Consider the following 17,894-nt stretch of genomic DNA (forward strand, 5'->3'; position numbering starts at 1 on the left):
GCTTAGAAGTGAGAATGCCGGTATGAGTAGCGAAAGAAGGGTGAGAATCCCTTCCACCGAATGCCTAAGGTTTCCTGAGGAAGGCTCGTCCGCTCAGGGTTAGTCGGGACCTAAGCCGAGGCCGAAAGGCGTAGGCGATGGACAACAGGTTGATATTCCTGTACCACCTATACATCGTTTGAACGATGGGGGGACGCAGAAGGATAGGGTAAGCGCGCTGTTGGATATGCGCGTCCAAGCAGTTAGGCCGGAAACGAGGCAAATCCCGTTTCCATTAAGGCGGAGCTGTGATGGCGAGGGAAATATAGTACCGAAGTTCCTGATTCCACGCTGCCAAGAAAAGCCTCTAGTGAGATGTAAGGTGCCCGTACCGCAAACCGACACAGGTAGGCGAGGAGAGAATCCTAAGGTGTGCGAGAGAACTCTCGTTAAGGAACTCGGCAAAATGACCCCGTAACTTCGGGAGAAGGGGTGCTTTTTAGGGTGAATAGCCCAGAAAAGCCGCAGTGAATAGGCCCAGGCAACTGTTTAGCAAAAACACAGGTCTCTGCGAAGCCGCAAGGCGAAGTATAGGGGCTGACACCTGCCCGGTGCTGGAAGGTTAAGGGGAGAGGTTAGCGCAAGCGAAGCTTTGAACCGAAGCCCCAGTAAACGGCGGCCGTAACTATAACGGTCCTAAGGTAGCGAAATTCCTTGTCGGGTAAGTTCCGACCCGCACGAAAGGTGTAACGATCTGGGCACTGTCTCAACGAGAGACTCGGTGAAATTATAGTACCTGTGAAGATGCAGGTTACCCGCGACAGGACGGAAAGACCCCGTGGAGCTTTACTGCAGCCTGATATTGAATTTTGGTACAGCTTGTACAGGATAGGTAGGAGCCTGAGAAGCCGGAGCGCCAGCTTCGGTGGAGGCGTTGGTGGGATACTACCCTGGCTGTATTGAAATTCTAACCCGCGCCCCTTATCGGGGTGGGAGACAGTGTCAGGTGGGCAGTTTGACTGGGGCGGTCGCCTCCTAAAGAGTAACGGAGGCGCCCAAAGGTTCCCTCAGAATGGTTGGAAATCATTCGTAGAGTGTAAAGGCACAAGGGAGCTTGACTGCGAGACCTACAAGTCGAGCAGGGACGAAAGTCGGGCTTAGTGATCCGGTGGTTCCGCATGGAAGGGCCATCGCTCAACGGATAAAAGCTACCCCGGGGATAACAGGCTTATCTCCCCCAAGAGTCCACATCGACGGGGAGGTTTGGCACCTCGATGTCGGCTCATCGCATCCTGGGGCTGTAGTCGGTCCCAAGGGTTGGGCTGTTCGCCCATTAAAGCGGTACGCGAGCTGGGTTCAGAACGTCGTGAGACAGTTCGGTCCCTATCCGTCGCGGGCGCAGGAAATTTGAGAGGAGCTGTCCTTAGTACGAGAGGACCGGGATGGACGCACCGCTGGTGTACCAGTTGTCTTGCCAAAGGCATAGCTGGGTAGCTACGTGCGGACGGGATAAGTGCTGAAAGCATCTAAGCATGAAGCCCCCCTCAAGATGAGATTTCCCATGGCGCAAGCTAGTAAGATCCCTGAAAGATGATCAGGTTGATAGGTCAGAGGTGGAAGCATGGTGACATGTGGAGCTGACTGATACTAATAGATCGAGGACTTAACCAACGCTTTTTTAAAAATGAAATACCTTCTTATTATCTAGTTTTGAAGGAACAACGTTCCTTTTATGTTTGGTGGCGATAGCGAAGAGGTCACACCCGTTCCCATTCCGAACACGGCAGTTAAGCTCTTCAGCGCCGATGGTAGTTGGGGGTTTCCCCCTGTGAGAGTAGGACGCCGCCAAGCAATGTTTATCACATCAATTAGGATTCATAAACCCGTATAAACAGGTTCAAATCCTATCTACGCATCTAAACCTTAGGATTATCCTAAGGTTTTTTTGTATAAATTCCACAATTCGTTGGAAAGGCTTATTAATAGCATGATTTTGGTAGGGGGCTTCTCGAATGACCAGTAAAGAAGAAATCCTGGACAATAAACAAATTCTTCATTCTTTTGCGAAATGGTTAATGGGTCAAAATAAATCCGATGGTACGATTAAAACCTATGTGGGAGTCATCTCCCAGTTTCTTCAATGGTTTAAAGATGAGGCGGAAGAGATTGAAAAATTCCACGTCCAAACCTATTTAGACGATATGGAACAGTCAAACAAGAGTGGAGGAACGATTGAAAAACATTATTCAGCCATTACCATGTTTTCCAGGTTCCTTGATAAACCCGAAATCGTCCTCAACATCGATCGTAAAGCAAAGGAAAAGAAAGAAGATCCGCCAAAAGCCCTGAACATGCTTGAGCAAGCTGCTCTCCTAAAAGAAATCGAGGCCTCTGGGCATTTCAGGAATATTGCTATTGTCTACACAATGATTCATACGGGTATCCGGGTGTCCGAACTTTGTGATTTGAACCATAGTGACATTCAAAAAGAGGGAGAAAGGCAATATATCCTCATTCGGGATTCAAAAGGTGATATAGACAGGAAGATTCCACTCTCCATGACTGCTAGTGAAAAGATCAAGGCATACAAGGAATTTTTAAATATGGAAACGGAAGCCATCTTCATATCCAGTGTGAATCAACGCATAACGCCAAGGTCCGTGCAATATATGTTGACTAAATATAATACGACTCCCCATAGGCTGCGGAATACGTTTTGCCAAACATTAATCGATAAGGGGATAGACCTTCAAACCGTTTCAAAATTGATGGGGCATAAAGATTTGAACATGACCAAACGTTATATAGGAGAAGGAAAAGAAGAATTGGAATCAGCCATTGAAAATACTTTTGATAATTTTTAGGATTGGGAATACTTAACGATATACAAGAAGTTTTCCTTATATAAGTTCCAATAGCACGGGGAATTTAATGCTGATGATTTAAAAATAGCATTTCTTTTATAGTTGTAGGCCTTTTAAAGGACAGATTAAAATGACTAGGAATTTTTAAGGCGAAGATCTCTTTTGGTGAATGCCACCCAAAACAACCCTTTGGTAGCCAAGAGGGTTAATTAAAAGGAATTTATTCTTTACCTAGGGTAGACTAGAAAACATCATTGGACTTCTTATTCTACAATTTAGGGTTGCAGAGTAGTTTCTCTTAGTAGTTTCTCGGCTTCAATTATACAAGCACCCTTGTCATGTAGGTATTCAAGTGAGATACTCCTTTTTAATGCTGTTTGTTCAATTAATCTAATTTCATGCTGCATAGCACCAGACAAGATTCCATTTTCAATGTTCTTATTTATTTCATAATAAAATCCTGCCAATAATTCTAATGGTAATTCATCGTAAAGGGAACTTTTTTTGATCTTCATAAAGTACCTCCTCATTCTAAAATAAAACTAGCATACATATTTGTAATAAAAATAAGGGATTTTAAGGGAAGCTTTTAAGCTAGGGAAACCCTGAATTTGACCGAATACAGAGTTTTTTTTGTATTTGAATAATATGATTGATGAATCACTGTTTCCTATTCGGAAGAAGCTATTCTTTTACTCCGGGTATTGGCCCCACCTACGCCAGATACTATGACGGCCACGCATGCCATCCAACCTATTATCATCATAAAAGAAAGCGCTTACATTGTCAAGAATTTCATTTGGAAATTCGAGCAAAAACCTCATGGTATGATAAAAGGATGACAGGCTGATAGGATGAAGGGGCTAAAATTAACAAAATCAGCAGATTTATTATTTTAATAATATCCAAAAAAGAAAATGTTGTATTTCACAAAAATGGTTGAGCGCCGTTTAAAGCTAAAAAATTTCCGAAATGGTCTGTATAGAATTGTTACACCCGTTCGTAAAAGTTAGAAAAACATTTACGAACGCTTTTGATAGAATAAGAGAGAGAAAAGTAGATGAAGGAGTAAAAAAATGGATGTCCGTAAATTTGGATACATAAGAGTGAGTAGCAAAGATCAAAATGTAGGAGGCCATGTTGGATAATGTTCTTAAAGAACGTGATATCTAGGTCTTTACAGGATGGTCCGATCGATTGAACCAGTAGTGTGGCTTTGATGATTCTTGGATTCAGCGGTGGCAAAATCAGTCTACGAACGCGCAAAATCTAAAAATCCAGGAATGGAAAGGGAGCTATAGATTTTTTATTTAACCGTAGGTCAATAAAATTCGAAAAGCCCTTCCTCAGCTGGATGGGCTTTTCAATTTTATAATCACCAAAGTCTATAACACGATTTGTGAGTAGGTATAATCTATAATATGGTAAAAGTCAACTTTTCAATATCGTTAGTAAAGAGCTGAGTTTATATAAATTCAAAAATGAATTATGGGCATTTCGATGAATCCCCTATAGAAAGGCATTATTTGCGAATAAAATTCATTAATGAATTGACTGATGTTAATAATAAGCGATTTTACATTAAAATGGGTCTTGGCATGCTAGTTGCATAATAATAGTTATAAATCAAACATGCACGATATGAAATTCGTTTATGTGCGGAGGGATAAATGGTGCGAAAAACGATAAATAAACCATGGGAGCAATGGTATGTTGAAAGAATGAAATCTATGAAGCTACCGGAAATATCCGTCTATTCACTGCTTGATATAACAGCAAGTAAGTTTCCACACCATACAGCCATCATTTATGAAGACCAGTCCATGGATTATAAGAATCTAAAAATGCAGGTAGACAAACTTGCAGGTAAATGGAGAGAAATGGGCTTTGTTAAAGGTGAACGGATTGGACTGATGTTGGCCAACCACCCTTATTTCATAATCAGTTATTATGCTGCCCAGGCACTGGGTCTGTTGGTTGTACAAATTAATCCTATGTATAAACCGCGGGAACTATTGCAAATATTAATAGACTCGGATACCAAGAATATTGTATTTGACCAAACGGCCGCAAATACAATTGAAGAAACGAAGGCGATATATGAATTTGATGTATGCATTGATACGGAAAATGATCAAAATGGCACCTATTCCATTAAAACGATGATTGAAACAGGGGATGCGATTAAGAAGCCCGTAGTAATAATCCCGCATGAAGATACGGCAGTCATCCAATATACTGGCGGCACCACTGGGAAGATGAAGGGTGTCATGCTTACTCACCATAATTTAACCTCCAATGTCGTGCAGAGCTTTGAAATGTATGGTGATTCACTGAAACCTGGCGAAGAAATCGTTTTGGCAGCTACGCCTCTTTACCATGTTTATGCCATGACAAGCGCAATGAATCTAGGTATCTATATTGGAGCTGCCATCCTCTTATTTCCTAAATTCGAACTTGAAGATGTACTTGCAAAAATAAAAAAGTACCGTCCGACTTTCTTTCCAGGAGTTCCAAAGATGTATAACGCTTTCGTTAATCATCCAGGAATTGAAAACTATGGACTGAATTGTTTAAAAAGTTGTTCTTGTGGATCGGCGCCCCTGCCGGTTGAAGTAATAAAGCGATTTGAGGGGCTGACCGGTGCCAAAATCGGAGAGGGTTTCGGTTTGTCTGAGGCTTCACCCTCCACCCATCGTAATCCGCCTTTCGGAAAAAGGAAAATAGGAAGCATTGGCATCCCTTTTCCAGGCACGGACTGTATGATCATTGACGATGAAAATAATGAAGTGCCTAACACATGCGTCGGGGAGTTGCTCATAAAAGGCCCGCAAATCATGAAGGGTTATTGGAATAACGAAGCCGAAACCAAAAAAGCCTTACAGAATGATTGGCTATATACTGGCGATCTTGCTGTGATGGATGACGAAGGATATTTCTATATCGTCGGCAGGAAAAAAGAAATGATCATCGTCGGCGGATTCAATATTTACCCGCAGGAGGTAGAAGGGGTTCTGTATGAACATCCGGCCATTAAAGAGGCAGCTGTGGTCGGCATCCCACATAAAGAAAAAGGAGAAATAGTGAAAGCATTCATCGTACCTAAAGAAAGCGCTTCCGTGGATCTTGATGAAATAGAAGGATATTGCTATTCCCAATTGACGCCTTATAAAGTACCAAAAGTATTTGAATTAAGAAAAGAACTTCCGCGTAATACAGTGGGTAAACTATTAAAAAGATTGTTAGTTAAGGAGGAATTAGAAAAAGGTTGAAAGTGGGGGAGTGTGATTTCAACCATCTAAGTTGAACCTTACGTTGGATGGTATGCCAATTTGTAAACAAAAATAAAGAAGAGGAGGGATTCATATGCGTTGGGTTGTTCTCATTCTATTATTCTTTGGAGCCGTCATCAATTTTGCAGATAAATCGATCGTGGGCCTCGCAGCTGTTCCCATCATGAAGGAATTCAATCTTACCTATGCAGAGTGGGGACTTGTTGGAAGCAGTTATTATTGGCTCTACCCAGTAACAGGGATTTTTGGGGCAGCATGGGCTGATCGGCTGGGGGCTAAAAAAGTGCTGGGGTTCATCATGCTGACATGGACTGTTTTGCAATTCGGCGTTTTAGCCATTACCGCTCTTCCATTATTAATTCTATACAGGATTTTACTTGGCGCATTCGAAGGGCCTTATAGCCCAATTGCTTACAGTCATGCCGATAAGTGGTTTCCGCCGAAGCTGAAAGGTTTTGCCAATTCGGTTGTTGTTGGCGGAGGGACCGTTGGTGCGATGATCGTGGCACCGATCCTCGTATCCTTAATTACGATATTCGGCTGGAAGGTTGCCTTTGCCGCCCTTGGCGCAGCAAGCCTTGTTTGGTTCTTCCTCTTTCAATTTTTAACAAAGGAAAATCCAGTTGAAGTATACGAAAACGTCCAAAAGAAAAAGAAACAAAAACTGGAAAAAATAAAAGTGAAAGACTTTTTGCTGCTACTGGCCTCACCAACTGCTTTGTTTACTACGCTCGCTTATTTTTCAACGTATATTTTAGTTGTTTGGTTTTCCGTTTGGCTCCCGATTTATTTAGTGGAAGCCGTAAAAATGACTCCAGGTCAAATGGGAACCAGCGTTGCGATAATCGGAGTCGTTTCCGTATGTATTTATATGGGTGTTTCGATGGCGTCCGATCATTTATTTAAGAAGAATCAGAATTGGCGATCATCAAGGGTATTCGTCGTTGCGGGCGCCATGATTCTTGGTGCATTATTCTTTTCCTCAATCATGATATTTCAAAATCCAATCTGGGTGATAGTCGCCATGTGTTTAGCGAAGGGTCTTACATACGCCATTTTACCAATTGGACCAACGATCATGATCAATGAAATGCAGGAGCGGGGGGGATTGATGACAAGCATCTTAACATCATCAGGAAATCTAGCGGGAATTGTTGCACCTCTATTAACTGGCTATATCATAAGTATAGCTGGAGGAAATCAACTATTGGGTTATAACCTATCGATATTGTTCATGGCCATCCTTGTCCTGGCTTTTGGCATCCTGTTTGCGATATTCGTTAAACCGGCCGGGAAACTTAAAAATAAAAGTTCGGATAACTTTGACCTTAAGTCCTCATAAGCAGGGTCGAACCTGCTTACATTCAATGAAACTAGTGAGAGAAGGAATGCCTTCAAATAATGGCGTGAATAAAAGGAAAAGGAGCGGATTGGACATGAATAGAGAAGCCGTCATAGTTTCTGCAGTTCGAACAGCAATTGGAAAACAGGGAGGTGCACTTGCATCTGTTCCTGCCCACGTATTTGGAGCAGAAGTGATGAAAGAAGCCTTGAAACGAGCGAATGTAGAACCTCGTATGGTAGATGATGTAATCATGGGGAATGTGTTAAGCGGGGGTGGAAACATTGCCAGGTTAACTGCACTGGAAACGGGCCTCTCGATTCATCTTCCGGGTCTTACTGTCGACCGTCAATGCGGCTCGGGAATAAACGCTGTCAACTTGGCTGCACAAGCGATCCGGGCTGGCGAAGGCGATGTCTATATCGCCGGTGGGGTCGAGAGCATGAGCAGGGCGCCATACTTGATGGACCGACCGGAAAAACCATACAGTGCAAAGCCGCCGCAGTTCAGAAAGTCCAGGTTGTCCCCTAAAGAGATTGGCGATCCCCCGATGGGAATCACGGCTGAAAACTTAGCGGGAAAATATGAGGTCAGCAGGGAAGAACAAGATGCCTTTGCTCTACAAAGCCAAAAAAATATGGCCAGAGCCGTGGAAGAGGGCCGGTTCAATGAACAACAAATTGTGCCTATCCACATTCCCATCAGAAAAGGTGACGATATCGAATTTAAATTGGATGAACATCCACGACCGCAAATAACGAAAGAAGGGCTAGCCAAATTATCGCCTGCATTTCTGGAAGGCGGGTCCGTGACTGCAGGCAATAGTTCGGGATTGAATGATGCCGCATCAGCATTGGTCATCATGTCGAGGGAAAAAGCGGTGGAATTGGGGATTAAGCCTTTAGCGACGATCAGGGCACAGGCAGTTGCAGGGGTAGATCCAAATTATATGGGAATAGGACCTGTTCCCGCTATAAGAAAGGTAATGGAGAAATCAGGACTTTCCTTAAATGAAATGGACATCATTGAGTTTAATGAAGCATTCGCCGCTCAAGTCATTGCTTGTAATCGGGAGCTTGATATGAATCTAGCAAAAGTGAATGTGAACGGGGGAGCCATTGCACATGGACACCCACTTGGTGCGACGGGTGCCATCCTCATTACGAAAGCGGTTCATGAATTGAAGCGTTCTGCCGGAAGGTTCGCCCTTATTACAGCTTGCATTGGAGGCGGACAGGGAATTGCTACGATAATTGAACGTGAAGGCTGATTTTATATGTGTGTTTACAAAAAAACAATCAATTTAGCACAGCTTTCAGACCTATATGCCCTACTTGTCGATGGCTACTATACATGAACAGAACTAAGGAGGAATAAACTCATGACAATCACTTTAACCAAGGAAATGCAGCAAATGAAGGAAATGATCCGTAATTTTGTTGAAAGGGAAGTGGAGCCCTTCGCCATACAAATTGAAGAAGAAGATGCCATCCCAGAGCATTTGGTGGAAAAAGCGAAAGACCTTGGCTTATTCGGGATAAGCATTCCCGAACAATACGGTGGAATTGGCTTAAATGCGGTGGGAAAGGCTACCGTTTTAGAGCAGTTAGGAAGGACCCATAATGGTTTCGTTTCATTAATAAGCGCTCACACCGGGATTGGCAGTACAGGTCTGGTTAAGCTGGCATCCGAACATTTGAAAAATAAATACTTGCCTGAAATGGCAGCAGGCACGAAAATTGGCGCCTTTGCTTTATCTGAACCCGGAGCGGGATCGGATGCAACCAATTTGGCAACGAGTGCAGAAAAGAAGGGTGATTACTGGGTGATGAACGGGACGAAACATTTCATCACGAATGGGCCGATAGCTGATGTTTATACCGTATTCGCTTTAACGGATAAAGATAAAGGGGCAAAGGGAGGGATTACCGCTTTTTTAGTGGAAAGAGACTTTCCTGGTTTGACTGTCGGCAAAAAGGACAAAAAAATGGGATTAAGAGGATCATATACCTCACAGGTCATTTTTGAAGATTGTATCATACCTGAAGAAAATGTAATCGGCGAAGTTGGAATGGGATATATTTCTGCACTTAAAATTTTAGGTGAAGGGCGAGTAGGATTGGCTGCAAGAGCAGTGGGTTCAAGTGGGAAATTAATTGAATTATCAGCCAAATATGCCAAAGAGCGTATCCAATTCGGTAAACCGATCGCTGACAACCAAGCGATTCAATGGATGCTTGCTGATATGGCAACCGAAACGGAAGCCGCAAGAGCATTGACGATGATGGCGGCACAAAAGATTGATGAAGGAAAAAAAGTGATCAAGGAAGCATCAATGGCCAAACTGTTCGCTTCTGACGTTTTTAATCGGGTGGCGGATAAAGCGGTACAAATTCATGGCGGGATGGGATATATGGCTGAATATCCAGTAGAACGTTTTTATCGGGATGCCCGCATAACAAAGATCTATGAAGGAACGAATGAAATCCAACGTTTAATCATTGCAAGAAATGTCTTGGAAGAGTGCTGAATGTTTACTGTTTTATTCGGGCAGGTAGTCTTTTGCCCAAGTATCCGGAATTTCAAGGGGGAGGAACGAAATGGGAGAAGATATCGTGATCGTGAGTGCTGTACGAACACCAATTGGTAGGTACGGTGGAGCATTTAAAGAGATTAGTTCCGGTCATTTGGCTAGCATTGCCATTAAAGAAGCGATCAAGCGGGCAAATATTGCAGCGGAACAAGTGGATGAAGTCATTTTCGGGGAGGTAAGGCAAACGACTGAATCCTCGAATGTCGCGAGGGTGGCAGCATTGCGATCAGGGATTCCCGATTCTGCACCGGCTTTTACGGTAAACCGGTTATGTGCATCTGGAATGCAAGCCATCACCTCAGCAGCACAGCAGATAAGCTCAGGTCAAGCAAATATAGTCGTTGCCGGGGGTACGGAAAGCATGAGCCGGGCACCGCTTTATTTAAGAAGTGCCCGTTTTGGGGGAGACAGGACCCAACTAGTTGATTCTAATACTGAAGCTGGGCAGCAGCCTCAAGAAATTTATGGGAAAAGTTTGGGGATGGGAATCACCGCTGAAAATGTCGCGCAGCGATACAACATTTCCAGGGAAGAACAGGATGCCTTTTCAGTGGAAAGTCAACGAAAAGCGGCGCAAGCTATGGAAGAAGGTAGGTTCAAAGATGAAATCGTTCCTGTCCAGGTCTCTGACAGGAAGAGTACGGTTATCATTGAAACGGATGAATATCCACGCCCGAATACCACAATGGAAAAGCTTGCAAGCTTAAAACCGGCATTCAGGGAAAACGGAACCGTCACTGCCGGTAATGCTTGTGGTCGTAATGACGGGGCGACTGCATTGGTGTTAATGAAGGCCAGTGAAGCGGAACGGTTGCAAGTACAGCCGATCGCAAAGATCGTCGATTGGGCGACTGCCGGAGTTTCTCCTGAAGTGATGGGAATTGGTCCAGTACCAGCCGTTGGAAAACTTATGGAGCGCACCGGGAAAAAAGTTGAAGAAATTGGGCTTTTCGAATTAAATGAAGCGTTCGCTTCACAAGCATTGGCAGTTATCAGGGATTTATCGCTAGATGAAAACAAGGTGAATGTAAACGGAGGCGCCATTGCACTTGGGCACCCAGTCGGATCGACGGGCGCAAGGATCGTGACAACGCTAATACATGAACTGATTCGCAGGAAAGAAAAATATGGAGTTGCTACACTTTGTGTAGGCGGCGGCCAGGGAATGGCGATCATGATTGAAACGATATAGTCCAACGATAAAGGAGCGGAAACCCCATACGTTTCTGCTCCTTTCCGTATATAATTTGAATCGCGCAAAAGTGAGGGGGAGGAAGATTGCCTGTTGAAGTGGAGGATATTCGGAATCAATTCGAAAGTAGTGCATTCTTTTCGCATATTGGGTTTGAAATCATTCGGTTTGAAGAAGGAAATGTAACGATAAAGCTAAACATTGAAGAACATTTACTTAATGTCAATGGAACACTGCACGGGGGCATTCACGCCACCATGCTGGATACCATCCTAGGAATGGTGACTCGTTCCGTTACCAAATCTAAAGTCGTGACGACAAGTTTAACAGTACATTATTTAGCCAGCATATCAAGCGGGAAACTCTTTGCGGAAGCAAAAGTCCTGCAAAAAGGATACAAAATTGCCTTTACGGAAGGAGAAATAAAAGATGCTGAAGGCAACATCATTGCTAAGGGCACAGGAATTTTTAAAATCATTCGCGATAAATGAGGCAAGGATGATCAAATTGGCTGACAAGTGACTATGCTCCATTTTAATAGTAAAAAATGAGGTGTGAAAAAATTGACTAGAACTTGGCATCGATTTTATCCGAAAGAAACCCCAGCAGAAATTGACATTCCAGTATTGTCCTTATATGGTCTCCTTGAACGTTCAGCCCGACTTTACCCAACCTGCAAGGCCGTAATAGATGGGGATCGGGAAATGACATATATGGAATTAAAGGATGCCGCAGATCGTTTTGCTGTGAATTTAGACAACCGTGGATTTCAAAAAGACGACCGTATAGCAATCATGCTGCCAAATTGTCTAGAATATATCATTGCCTATTATGCCACCCATCGTTTGGGAGGTATGGTCGTTCAAGTGAACCCACTGTATAAGTCGAGTGAATTGGACTATATATTACGGGATTCCGGAGCCAATTGGTTCATTGGGCGGGAGGTACAACGGGAAATATTAGCGCTAACAAGTTTTTCTGAAAGGTTAACGTTCATATCTGCCGAGCAATTAATGGAAACTGGAACGGGTATATCAAGGAAAGATAAGGAACTTCCTGTTCTGGACATCGACCCAAAGGAAGCTGTGGCTGTTCTTCAATATACAGGGGGAACTACAGGGAAATCAAAAGGGGTCATGCTCACGCATTTTAATTTGATCTCGAATGTATTTCAAGATTTTGCTTTCACGGCTCATGCCCTTCAACTCCAAAGTCCTGGCGAACGGATGCTTGGATTGACCCCATTATTCCATGTCTTTGGTAATGGACGATTGAATAGTGCCATATATGCCGGATCTACTTATATCACATTAGAGAAATTTGAAATAGATAAGGTGGTAGATTTGATTCGAACACATCGGCCAACCATTTTTCCTGGTGTCCCGACCATGTATATTGCTTTATTGAATCACCCGGATTTGACGGCGGACGATTTATGCTGCTTTAAGTACTGCAGCTGTGGTTCTGCGCCGCTCCCGATAGAAATCATTCAACAGTTCGAAAAAAAATTACGGGTTACAATATTAGAAGGATTCGGGATGTCGGAAACTTCCCCCACTACACACCGTAATCCAGTCATAGGACAACAAAAACAAGGAAGTATCGGAATTCCATATCCAAATACCGATGCTAAAATCGTCGATTTGAAAACAGGCGTTGATGAATTGCAAGCAGGAGAAAGAGGCGAACTGATCATTAAAGGTCCGCAAGTAATGAAGGGATATTGGGAAAATCCAGAGGAAACCGCAACAGCTTTGCGGGATGGATGGCTTTACACTGGGGATATCGCGACGATGGATGAAGAGGGATATTTCTATATCGTAGGCAGGAAGAAAGATATGATCATTGCAAGCGGTTATAATGTATATCCAATCGAAGTAGAAGATATTATTTATCAGCATCCAGCCGTGAAAGAGACATGTGTATATGGAGTACTGGATTCATACCGTGGGGAAACGGTAAAAGCGGCCATAGTTTTAAAGAAAGGCAAGTCAGTCACGGAGCAGGAAATCAGGGAGTTTTGCGTGCAGCGACTTGCCAGATATAAAGTGCCGCGAAGTTTTGAGTTCAGGGAGCAATTGCCCAAATCAGCTGTCGGGAAAATATTGCGCAGAATATTAATGGAGGAAGCACAGAGCCCTACTGCCGGAGGGAGATAAGCATATCAGTTATCGTAAGGGAGCTCAGATGAAACCCTAAATAAGGGAAACCTTTATTTAGGGTTTATAGACGATAAATCTACTTTCCTTTTAGGGGAATTTCAAATGAAGTCCCATCCACCAATAATTCATGGGACTCACCATCCGCTATATCATCGGTAGTGAATGAAAAGGAATCGAGCCGATCTAATTTTACCTCTGGATCAACCAATAAACCAATTGTGCCTTTTCTCAATTCTCCTGGTTGGTAATCTGATCGACTTACTTTTTTTGTCCCCATAAAAGTATCCCCGGAATGGATGAAATTTTTAGAAGGCACATCATATGTAAGATCATCATTGAAAGTAACATTTTCCATGCTGAAGAACTGAAGTTCCTTCGAATCTTTATTTTCAACAGAATAAGTTATCTCTAGATAAGAAACCTCTTCATCGATATCCGTTTTAGACAACGCCGCCCGTTGATCGATTTCCTCCATGGATAAATTCTCTTTATAATATATCGAATAGGCCTCTTCAAAACTCAATCCCGTATAGGACTTGAGTTCCTCTTTTGCTTCATCTGTGAGTGAAGATAATTGAATCCTGCGGATATCCTTGACTGTGATGACCATCGGTGCCAATTCAAAAGCCTCATTAATAGACTTCGTTTCTAGTAATCTGAAGGTTCCCCAATTTTTTTGGCGAACCTTATCCCCGACTTTTTCAAGATGGATCCCGCCATATTCATCAACCTCAGGAATTTTGGATTCCTTGGCTTCCGCATTTTCCCCATTTTCAGTTTTTTCGCTCTTGAAATAATTTAAGGCAATCACACTTAAACAAATAAGCAATAATCCAACCATTGCTGAAATGATCCAACTTTTACGAATACTTCATCACTCCTTGTCTTAAACCATTGATGTCAAAGAATAATATACCATTTTTTTTGCAAAAGAAGGAAAGGGGAGTGCCCTAAGGTCCATCTTGTGCGGATTAACTTAACCCATTATAACAATAAAAAAAGAATGAAAGTTAAGGGGCTAAGCGGAAAAAGGAAGTAACCTAGAAAAGGTAAAAAAGACGTGAAAGTAAATCATCCAAGTGACTAAAATTCCATGTAACCGCATACAAAAAAACTTGCTATTACACAAACAACCTGGTAATCTAATTTCAAGAATAATCTAAACGTTTACATTTTAAATATAATTAATTTTATGATTTTTACTTGTTTTATACACATTTTTTTAAAAAAAATCTAAACGTTTACATTTTGAGGTGTTAAAGGATGGAGTCAAAGCCAAATATTCAGGATGTTGCAAACCTTGCAAACGTTTCTATTGCAACTGTATCCCGGGTCATTAATAACCAAGGAGGCGTTCGGAAAGTAACGGAAGAGCGTATTCTAAAGGCCATTGAGGAACTGGGCTATATTCGCAGTGCTGCAGCAAGGATAATGAAGCGAAAAGAAACGAATACAATCGGGGTCATTGTACCTGATATTATGAACCCGTTCTTTCCGCTTGTTATGGCAGGGATTGAACAAAAAGCTCGTGAAAAAGAATACTTTACTATTTTAAGCAGTACAAATGAATCCCCAAAAATCGAGGAAGAGATTGTGAGAAATTTTATTGAGCGAGGTGTGGATGGTGTGATTATCACTACGGCCAATGAAGATGGTGAGCACCTAAAACTGCTTGAAGAACAGGAAATTCCTGTAGTAGCAGTTGATCGAAGCATCAAAAAATTTGAAGTGGATACTGTTCTTGTTGATAACAAGAAGGGGGCCTATCAGGCTGTCCAGCAATTGATTCTTCAGGGGCATGAAAAGATAGCGATTATATGCGGTCCACAGAACACGACCCCTGGGCTAGAACGGTTCTTGGGCTATAAACATGCCCTAGATGACTACAACATTGAATTGGATGAACGATATGTCATTAATGGAGATTTCGGAGAGCAAAGTGGCTATCAGTGTACTGAAAAGCTGTTTGAGCTTGATGATAGGCCAACTGCTATTTTTTCTTCCAACAATATGATGACTATCGGCTGTATGAAAGCGCTGGCCGATTTAAACTGGAGGCTTGGCCGCGAGGTGTCATTTATAGGTTTTGATGATGTGGATATAGCGACATTTTTGAGCCCGAAACTTAGTGTAGTTGCAAGGCCAATGAATGCTATAGGAGAGATTGCCTTTATGCTTTTGCATGAGCGGATTTGTTTCAAAGGAGAGCTTCCGAAGCGGGAGTATCTATTGTCTCCAGAGCTTAAAATCAGGGATTCTTGCCGGTCAGTGGATCATACATTCTGATTATATGAAAAGGGGACTAGGAGTTTAACCCATCTGGTTGCCCGATACCTTTTTATATATTGAAAGCGTTTTATTTTAACTAGAGAAAGAGGAGAGATTAAAATGAGTACTGCAAAAATGATTGACCATACCTTTTTAAAGGCTGAGGCAACAAAAGAACAGATAGTGAATCTTTGTGAAGAAGCTAGAGAATATGGCTTTGCTTCCGTTTGTGTAAACCCAGTCTGGGTGAAAACGGCAGCAGAGAAGCTAAAAGGAAGCGATGTGAAGGTATGTACAGTCATTGGTTTTCCTCTAGGAGCGTCAACGACTGCAGTAAAAGTGATTGAATCAGAGAATGCTATTCAAAATGGCGCCGAAGAAGTGGATATGGTCATAGCGATTGGTTTATTGAAATCAGGCGAATATGAGGAGGTTGAAGCTGACATTCGTGCAGTGGTTGATGCTGTTAAAACAAGGGCACTTGTCAAAGTGATCATCGAAACATCATTGCTTACTGAAGAAGAGAAGGTTCTTGCTTGCGAAATTTCACTTCGTGCAGGCGCCGATTTTGTGAAAACATCTACTGGATTCTCAACAGGGGGAGCAACGGTAGAGGATGTTGCATTAATGCATAGTATTGTTAAGGATAAGGCTGGTGTAAAGGCATCCGGGGGAATTCGTGATTTAAAAGATTTGAAGTCGATGGCTGAGGCTGGCGCTACTCGTGTCGGTGCAAGCTCGGGCGTGAGGATTATGAAAGGTGAAGCAGTATTGGATGGATACTGATTCTGATTAAGAATTGCATAAGCGCTTAAAAAAACTATAGACACAAGGGGATGTTAGATAATGAAAAAACAAAACATAATTCAGCTACCAGATGGTTATTTGAATCGTACACCTTTTTTTCAGTTTATCCTGTTGTCTTTGCTTTTTCCTTTATGGGCGGTAGCTGCCAGTTTGAACGATATTTTGATTGCACAGTTCAAACATGTGTTTGAGTTAAGTGATTTTGCGAGTGCTTTAGTACAGAGTGCTTTTTATGGAGGATATTTTCTGATAGCTATACCTGCTTCAATGGTAATAAAGAAAACTAATTATAAGCTTGCTATAATTACAGGCTTGCTTTTCTATATTGTGGGATGCTCATTGTTTTACCCAGCTTCGCATATGGCTACCTATACAATGTTTTTATTTGCTATTTTTTCCATCGCAATTGGCTTAGGTTTTCTTGAGACAGCTGCAAATACATATAGTTCCATGATTGGCCCGCGCAAGTATGCTATTCTTCGATTGAATATTAGCCAAACATTTTATCCAATTGGTGCGATTTCAGGAATTTTACTTGGGAAATACCTTGTTTTCCAGAAAGGAGCAAGTCTTGAGGCGCAATTGGCGACTATGTCTCCTGCGGAGGCACAGGCTTTTGGATTGAAAATGCTTGAAAATACTCTAGAACCCTACAGATATATGATTTTTGTCCTTATCGGTATACTTGTACTGTTTATTTTCACTAAGTTCCCGTCCTGTAAGCCGGAAGTGAATAGCAGCAAAGTTACAGGGAAAACACCTGGAATCATAGAAACACTGAAATACTTAGGTGGAAACAAACGCTTCCGGAACGGAATTGCTGCACAATTTTTATACGTCGGTATGCAAGTAACGGTTTGGTCATTTACCATTCGGCTTGCGCTCGATTTAAATCCTGACATCAACGAGCGTACAGCTTCAACCTTTATGGTATATAGCTTTAGTGCTTTCTTTGTAGGTAAGTTCATAGCCAATTTCTTGATGACCCGTTTTTCTCCATCTAAGGTATTGATTAGCTACTCCATCATTGGTTCTGCTCTTCTTGCGTATGTGGCTTTTGTTCCAAACATGACGGCAGTGTACGCTGCAGTTGCTGTCAGCATGCTGTTTGGACCATGCTGGGCGACGATTTATGCTGAAACACTTGAAGTTATAAAAGAGAAGAAATATACAGAAACGGCAGGAGCAATCCTTGTCATGGCTATTGTAGGCGGAGCGGTCATCCCTGCAGTTCAAGGGTTTGTATCTGATTTCTTCGGTTCCATGCAATTAGCATTTCTTGTATCGATGGCATGCTTTATCTACGTCGGTTGCTATTTCTTCGGTGAAATGAAAAAGCAAAGTGCATCGGTCCAGCCTTCAGAAAAGCCAGTGGAATCAGTCTAATTTAGAAA

General features: G+C 42.5%; 13 protein-coding genes and 2 rRNA genes (1 of these 15 only partly in view). 13 read left to right on the forward strand and 2 right to left on the reverse strand.

The annotated features are described in order from the left end of the window. From AC0VX1_RS10165 to AC0VX1_RS10175, 3 genes are all read left to right on the forward strand, one after another. Positions 1–1,650, forward strand: a 23S ribosomal RNA gene (locus AC0VX1_RS10165) (it extends 1,283 nt beyond the left edge of the window). Between the two features lie 64 nt (positions 1,651–1,714). Continuing rightward, positions 1,715–1,830 (forward strand): 5S ribosomal RNA (gene rrf / locus AC0VX1_RS10170). 161 nt (positions 1,831–1,991) lie between these two features. Beyond that, positions 1,992–2,843, forward strand: a complete 852-nt coding sequence (locus AC0VX1_RS10175; RefSeq protein WP_413011915.1) for a tyrosine-type recombinase/integrase — start codon at positions 1,992–1,994, stop codon at positions 2,841–2,843. Positions 2,844–3,118: 275 nt separating this feature from the next. On the opposite strand, the gene AC0VX1_RS10180 is transcribed toward AC0VX1_RS10175, so the two are convergent. Next, the gene (locus AC0VX1_RS10180; RefSeq protein WP_096338764.1) at positions 3,119–3,358 is read right to left on the reverse strand and encodes a hypothetical protein; all 240 of its coding nucleotides are present in this window, start codon (positions 3,356–3,358) and stop codon (positions 3,119–3,121) included. A gap of 1,158 nt (positions 3,359–4,516) precedes the next feature. Here AC0VX1_RS10180 and AC0VX1_RS10185 point away from each other — a divergent pair. From AC0VX1_RS10185 to AC0VX1_RS10215, 7 genes are all read left to right on the forward strand, one after another. Further along, positions 4,517–6,115, forward strand: a complete 1,599-nt coding sequence (locus tag AC0VX1_RS10185) for a long-chain-fatty-acid--CoA ligase (RefSeq protein WP_475471042.1) — start codon at positions 4,517–4,519, stop codon at positions 6,113–6,115. Between the two features lie 94 nt (positions 6,116–6,209). Further along, positions 6,210–7,478 (forward strand): MFS transporter, encoded by a 1,269-nt coding sequence (locus tag AC0VX1_RS10190; RefSeq protein WP_413011919.1) that lies wholly within the window; start codon positions 6,210–6,212, stop codon positions 7,476–7,478. 94 nt (positions 7,479–7,572) lie between these two features. Next, positions 7,573–8,748, forward strand: coding sequence for a thiolase family protein (locus AC0VX1_RS10195; protein WP_475471044.1), 1,176 nt, complete (start codon positions 7,573–7,575; stop codon positions 8,746–8,748). A gap of 111 nt (positions 8,749–8,859) precedes the next feature. Beyond that, a complete protein-coding gene (locus AC0VX1_RS10200; RefSeq protein WP_063576639.1) occupies positions 8,860–10,008 on the forward strand; it encodes an acyl-CoA dehydrogenase family protein in 1,149 nt (382 codons plus the stop codon). A gap of 70 nt (positions 10,009–10,078) precedes the next feature. Continuing rightward, positions 10,079–11,263, forward strand: a complete 1,185-nt coding sequence (locus AC0VX1_RS10205) for a thiolase family protein (RefSeq protein ID WP_413024085.1) — start codon at positions 10,079–10,081, stop codon at positions 11,261–11,263. A gap of 86 nt (positions 11,264–11,349) precedes the next feature. Next, on the forward strand, positions 11,350–11,754 hold the full coding sequence (locus tag AC0VX1_RS10210; RefSeq protein WP_413011927.1) for a PaaI family thioesterase: 405 nt from the start codon (positions 11,350–11,352) through the stop codon (positions 11,752–11,754). Positions 11,755–11,817: 63 nt separating this feature from the next. Next, positions 11,818–13,422, forward strand: a complete 1,605-nt coding sequence (locus AC0VX1_RS10215; RefSeq protein WP_475471046.1) for a long-chain-fatty-acid--CoA ligase — start codon at positions 11,818–11,820, stop codon at positions 13,420–13,422. A gap of 79 nt (positions 13,423–13,501) precedes the next feature. On the opposite strand, the gene AC0VX1_RS10220 is transcribed toward AC0VX1_RS10215, so the two are convergent. Then, positions 13,502–14,266 carry a hypothetical protein gene (locus AC0VX1_RS10220; protein ID WP_475471048.1) on the reverse strand — a complete coding sequence of 255 codons (765 nt, stop codon included), beginning with the start codon at positions 14,264–14,266 and terminating at the stop codon, positions 13,502–13,504. A 422-nt stretch (positions 14,267–14,688) separates the two neighbouring features. Between AC0VX1_RS10220 and AC0VX1_RS10225 the strand changes: the two genes are divergently transcribed. From AC0VX1_RS10225 to fucP, 3 genes are all read left to right on the forward strand, one after another. Beyond that, positions 14,689–15,711: a LacI family DNA-binding transcriptional regulator gene (locus AC0VX1_RS10225; RefSeq protein WP_475471050.1), complete on the forward strand. Its 1,023-nt coding sequence runs from the start codon at positions 14,689–14,691 to the stop codon at positions 15,709–15,711. Positions 15,712–15,813: 102 nt separating this feature from the next. Beyond that, complete coding sequence (gene deoC / locus AC0VX1_RS10230) at positions 15,814–16,479, forward strand: deoxyribose-phosphate aldolase (RefSeq protein ID WP_475471051.1); 666 nt, start codon at positions 15,814–15,816, stop codon at positions 16,477–16,479. Between the two features lie 60 nt (positions 16,480–16,539). Then, positions 16,540–17,886, forward strand: coding sequence for an L-fucose:H+ symporter permease (fucP, locus tag AC0VX1_RS10235; RefSeq protein WP_475471052.1), 1,347 nt, complete (start codon positions 16,540–16,542; stop codon positions 17,884–17,886). Positions 17,887–17,894: the final 8 nt, after the last annotated feature.

Source organism: Peribacillus sp. QJM3NY_7 (genome assembly GCF_056173225.1).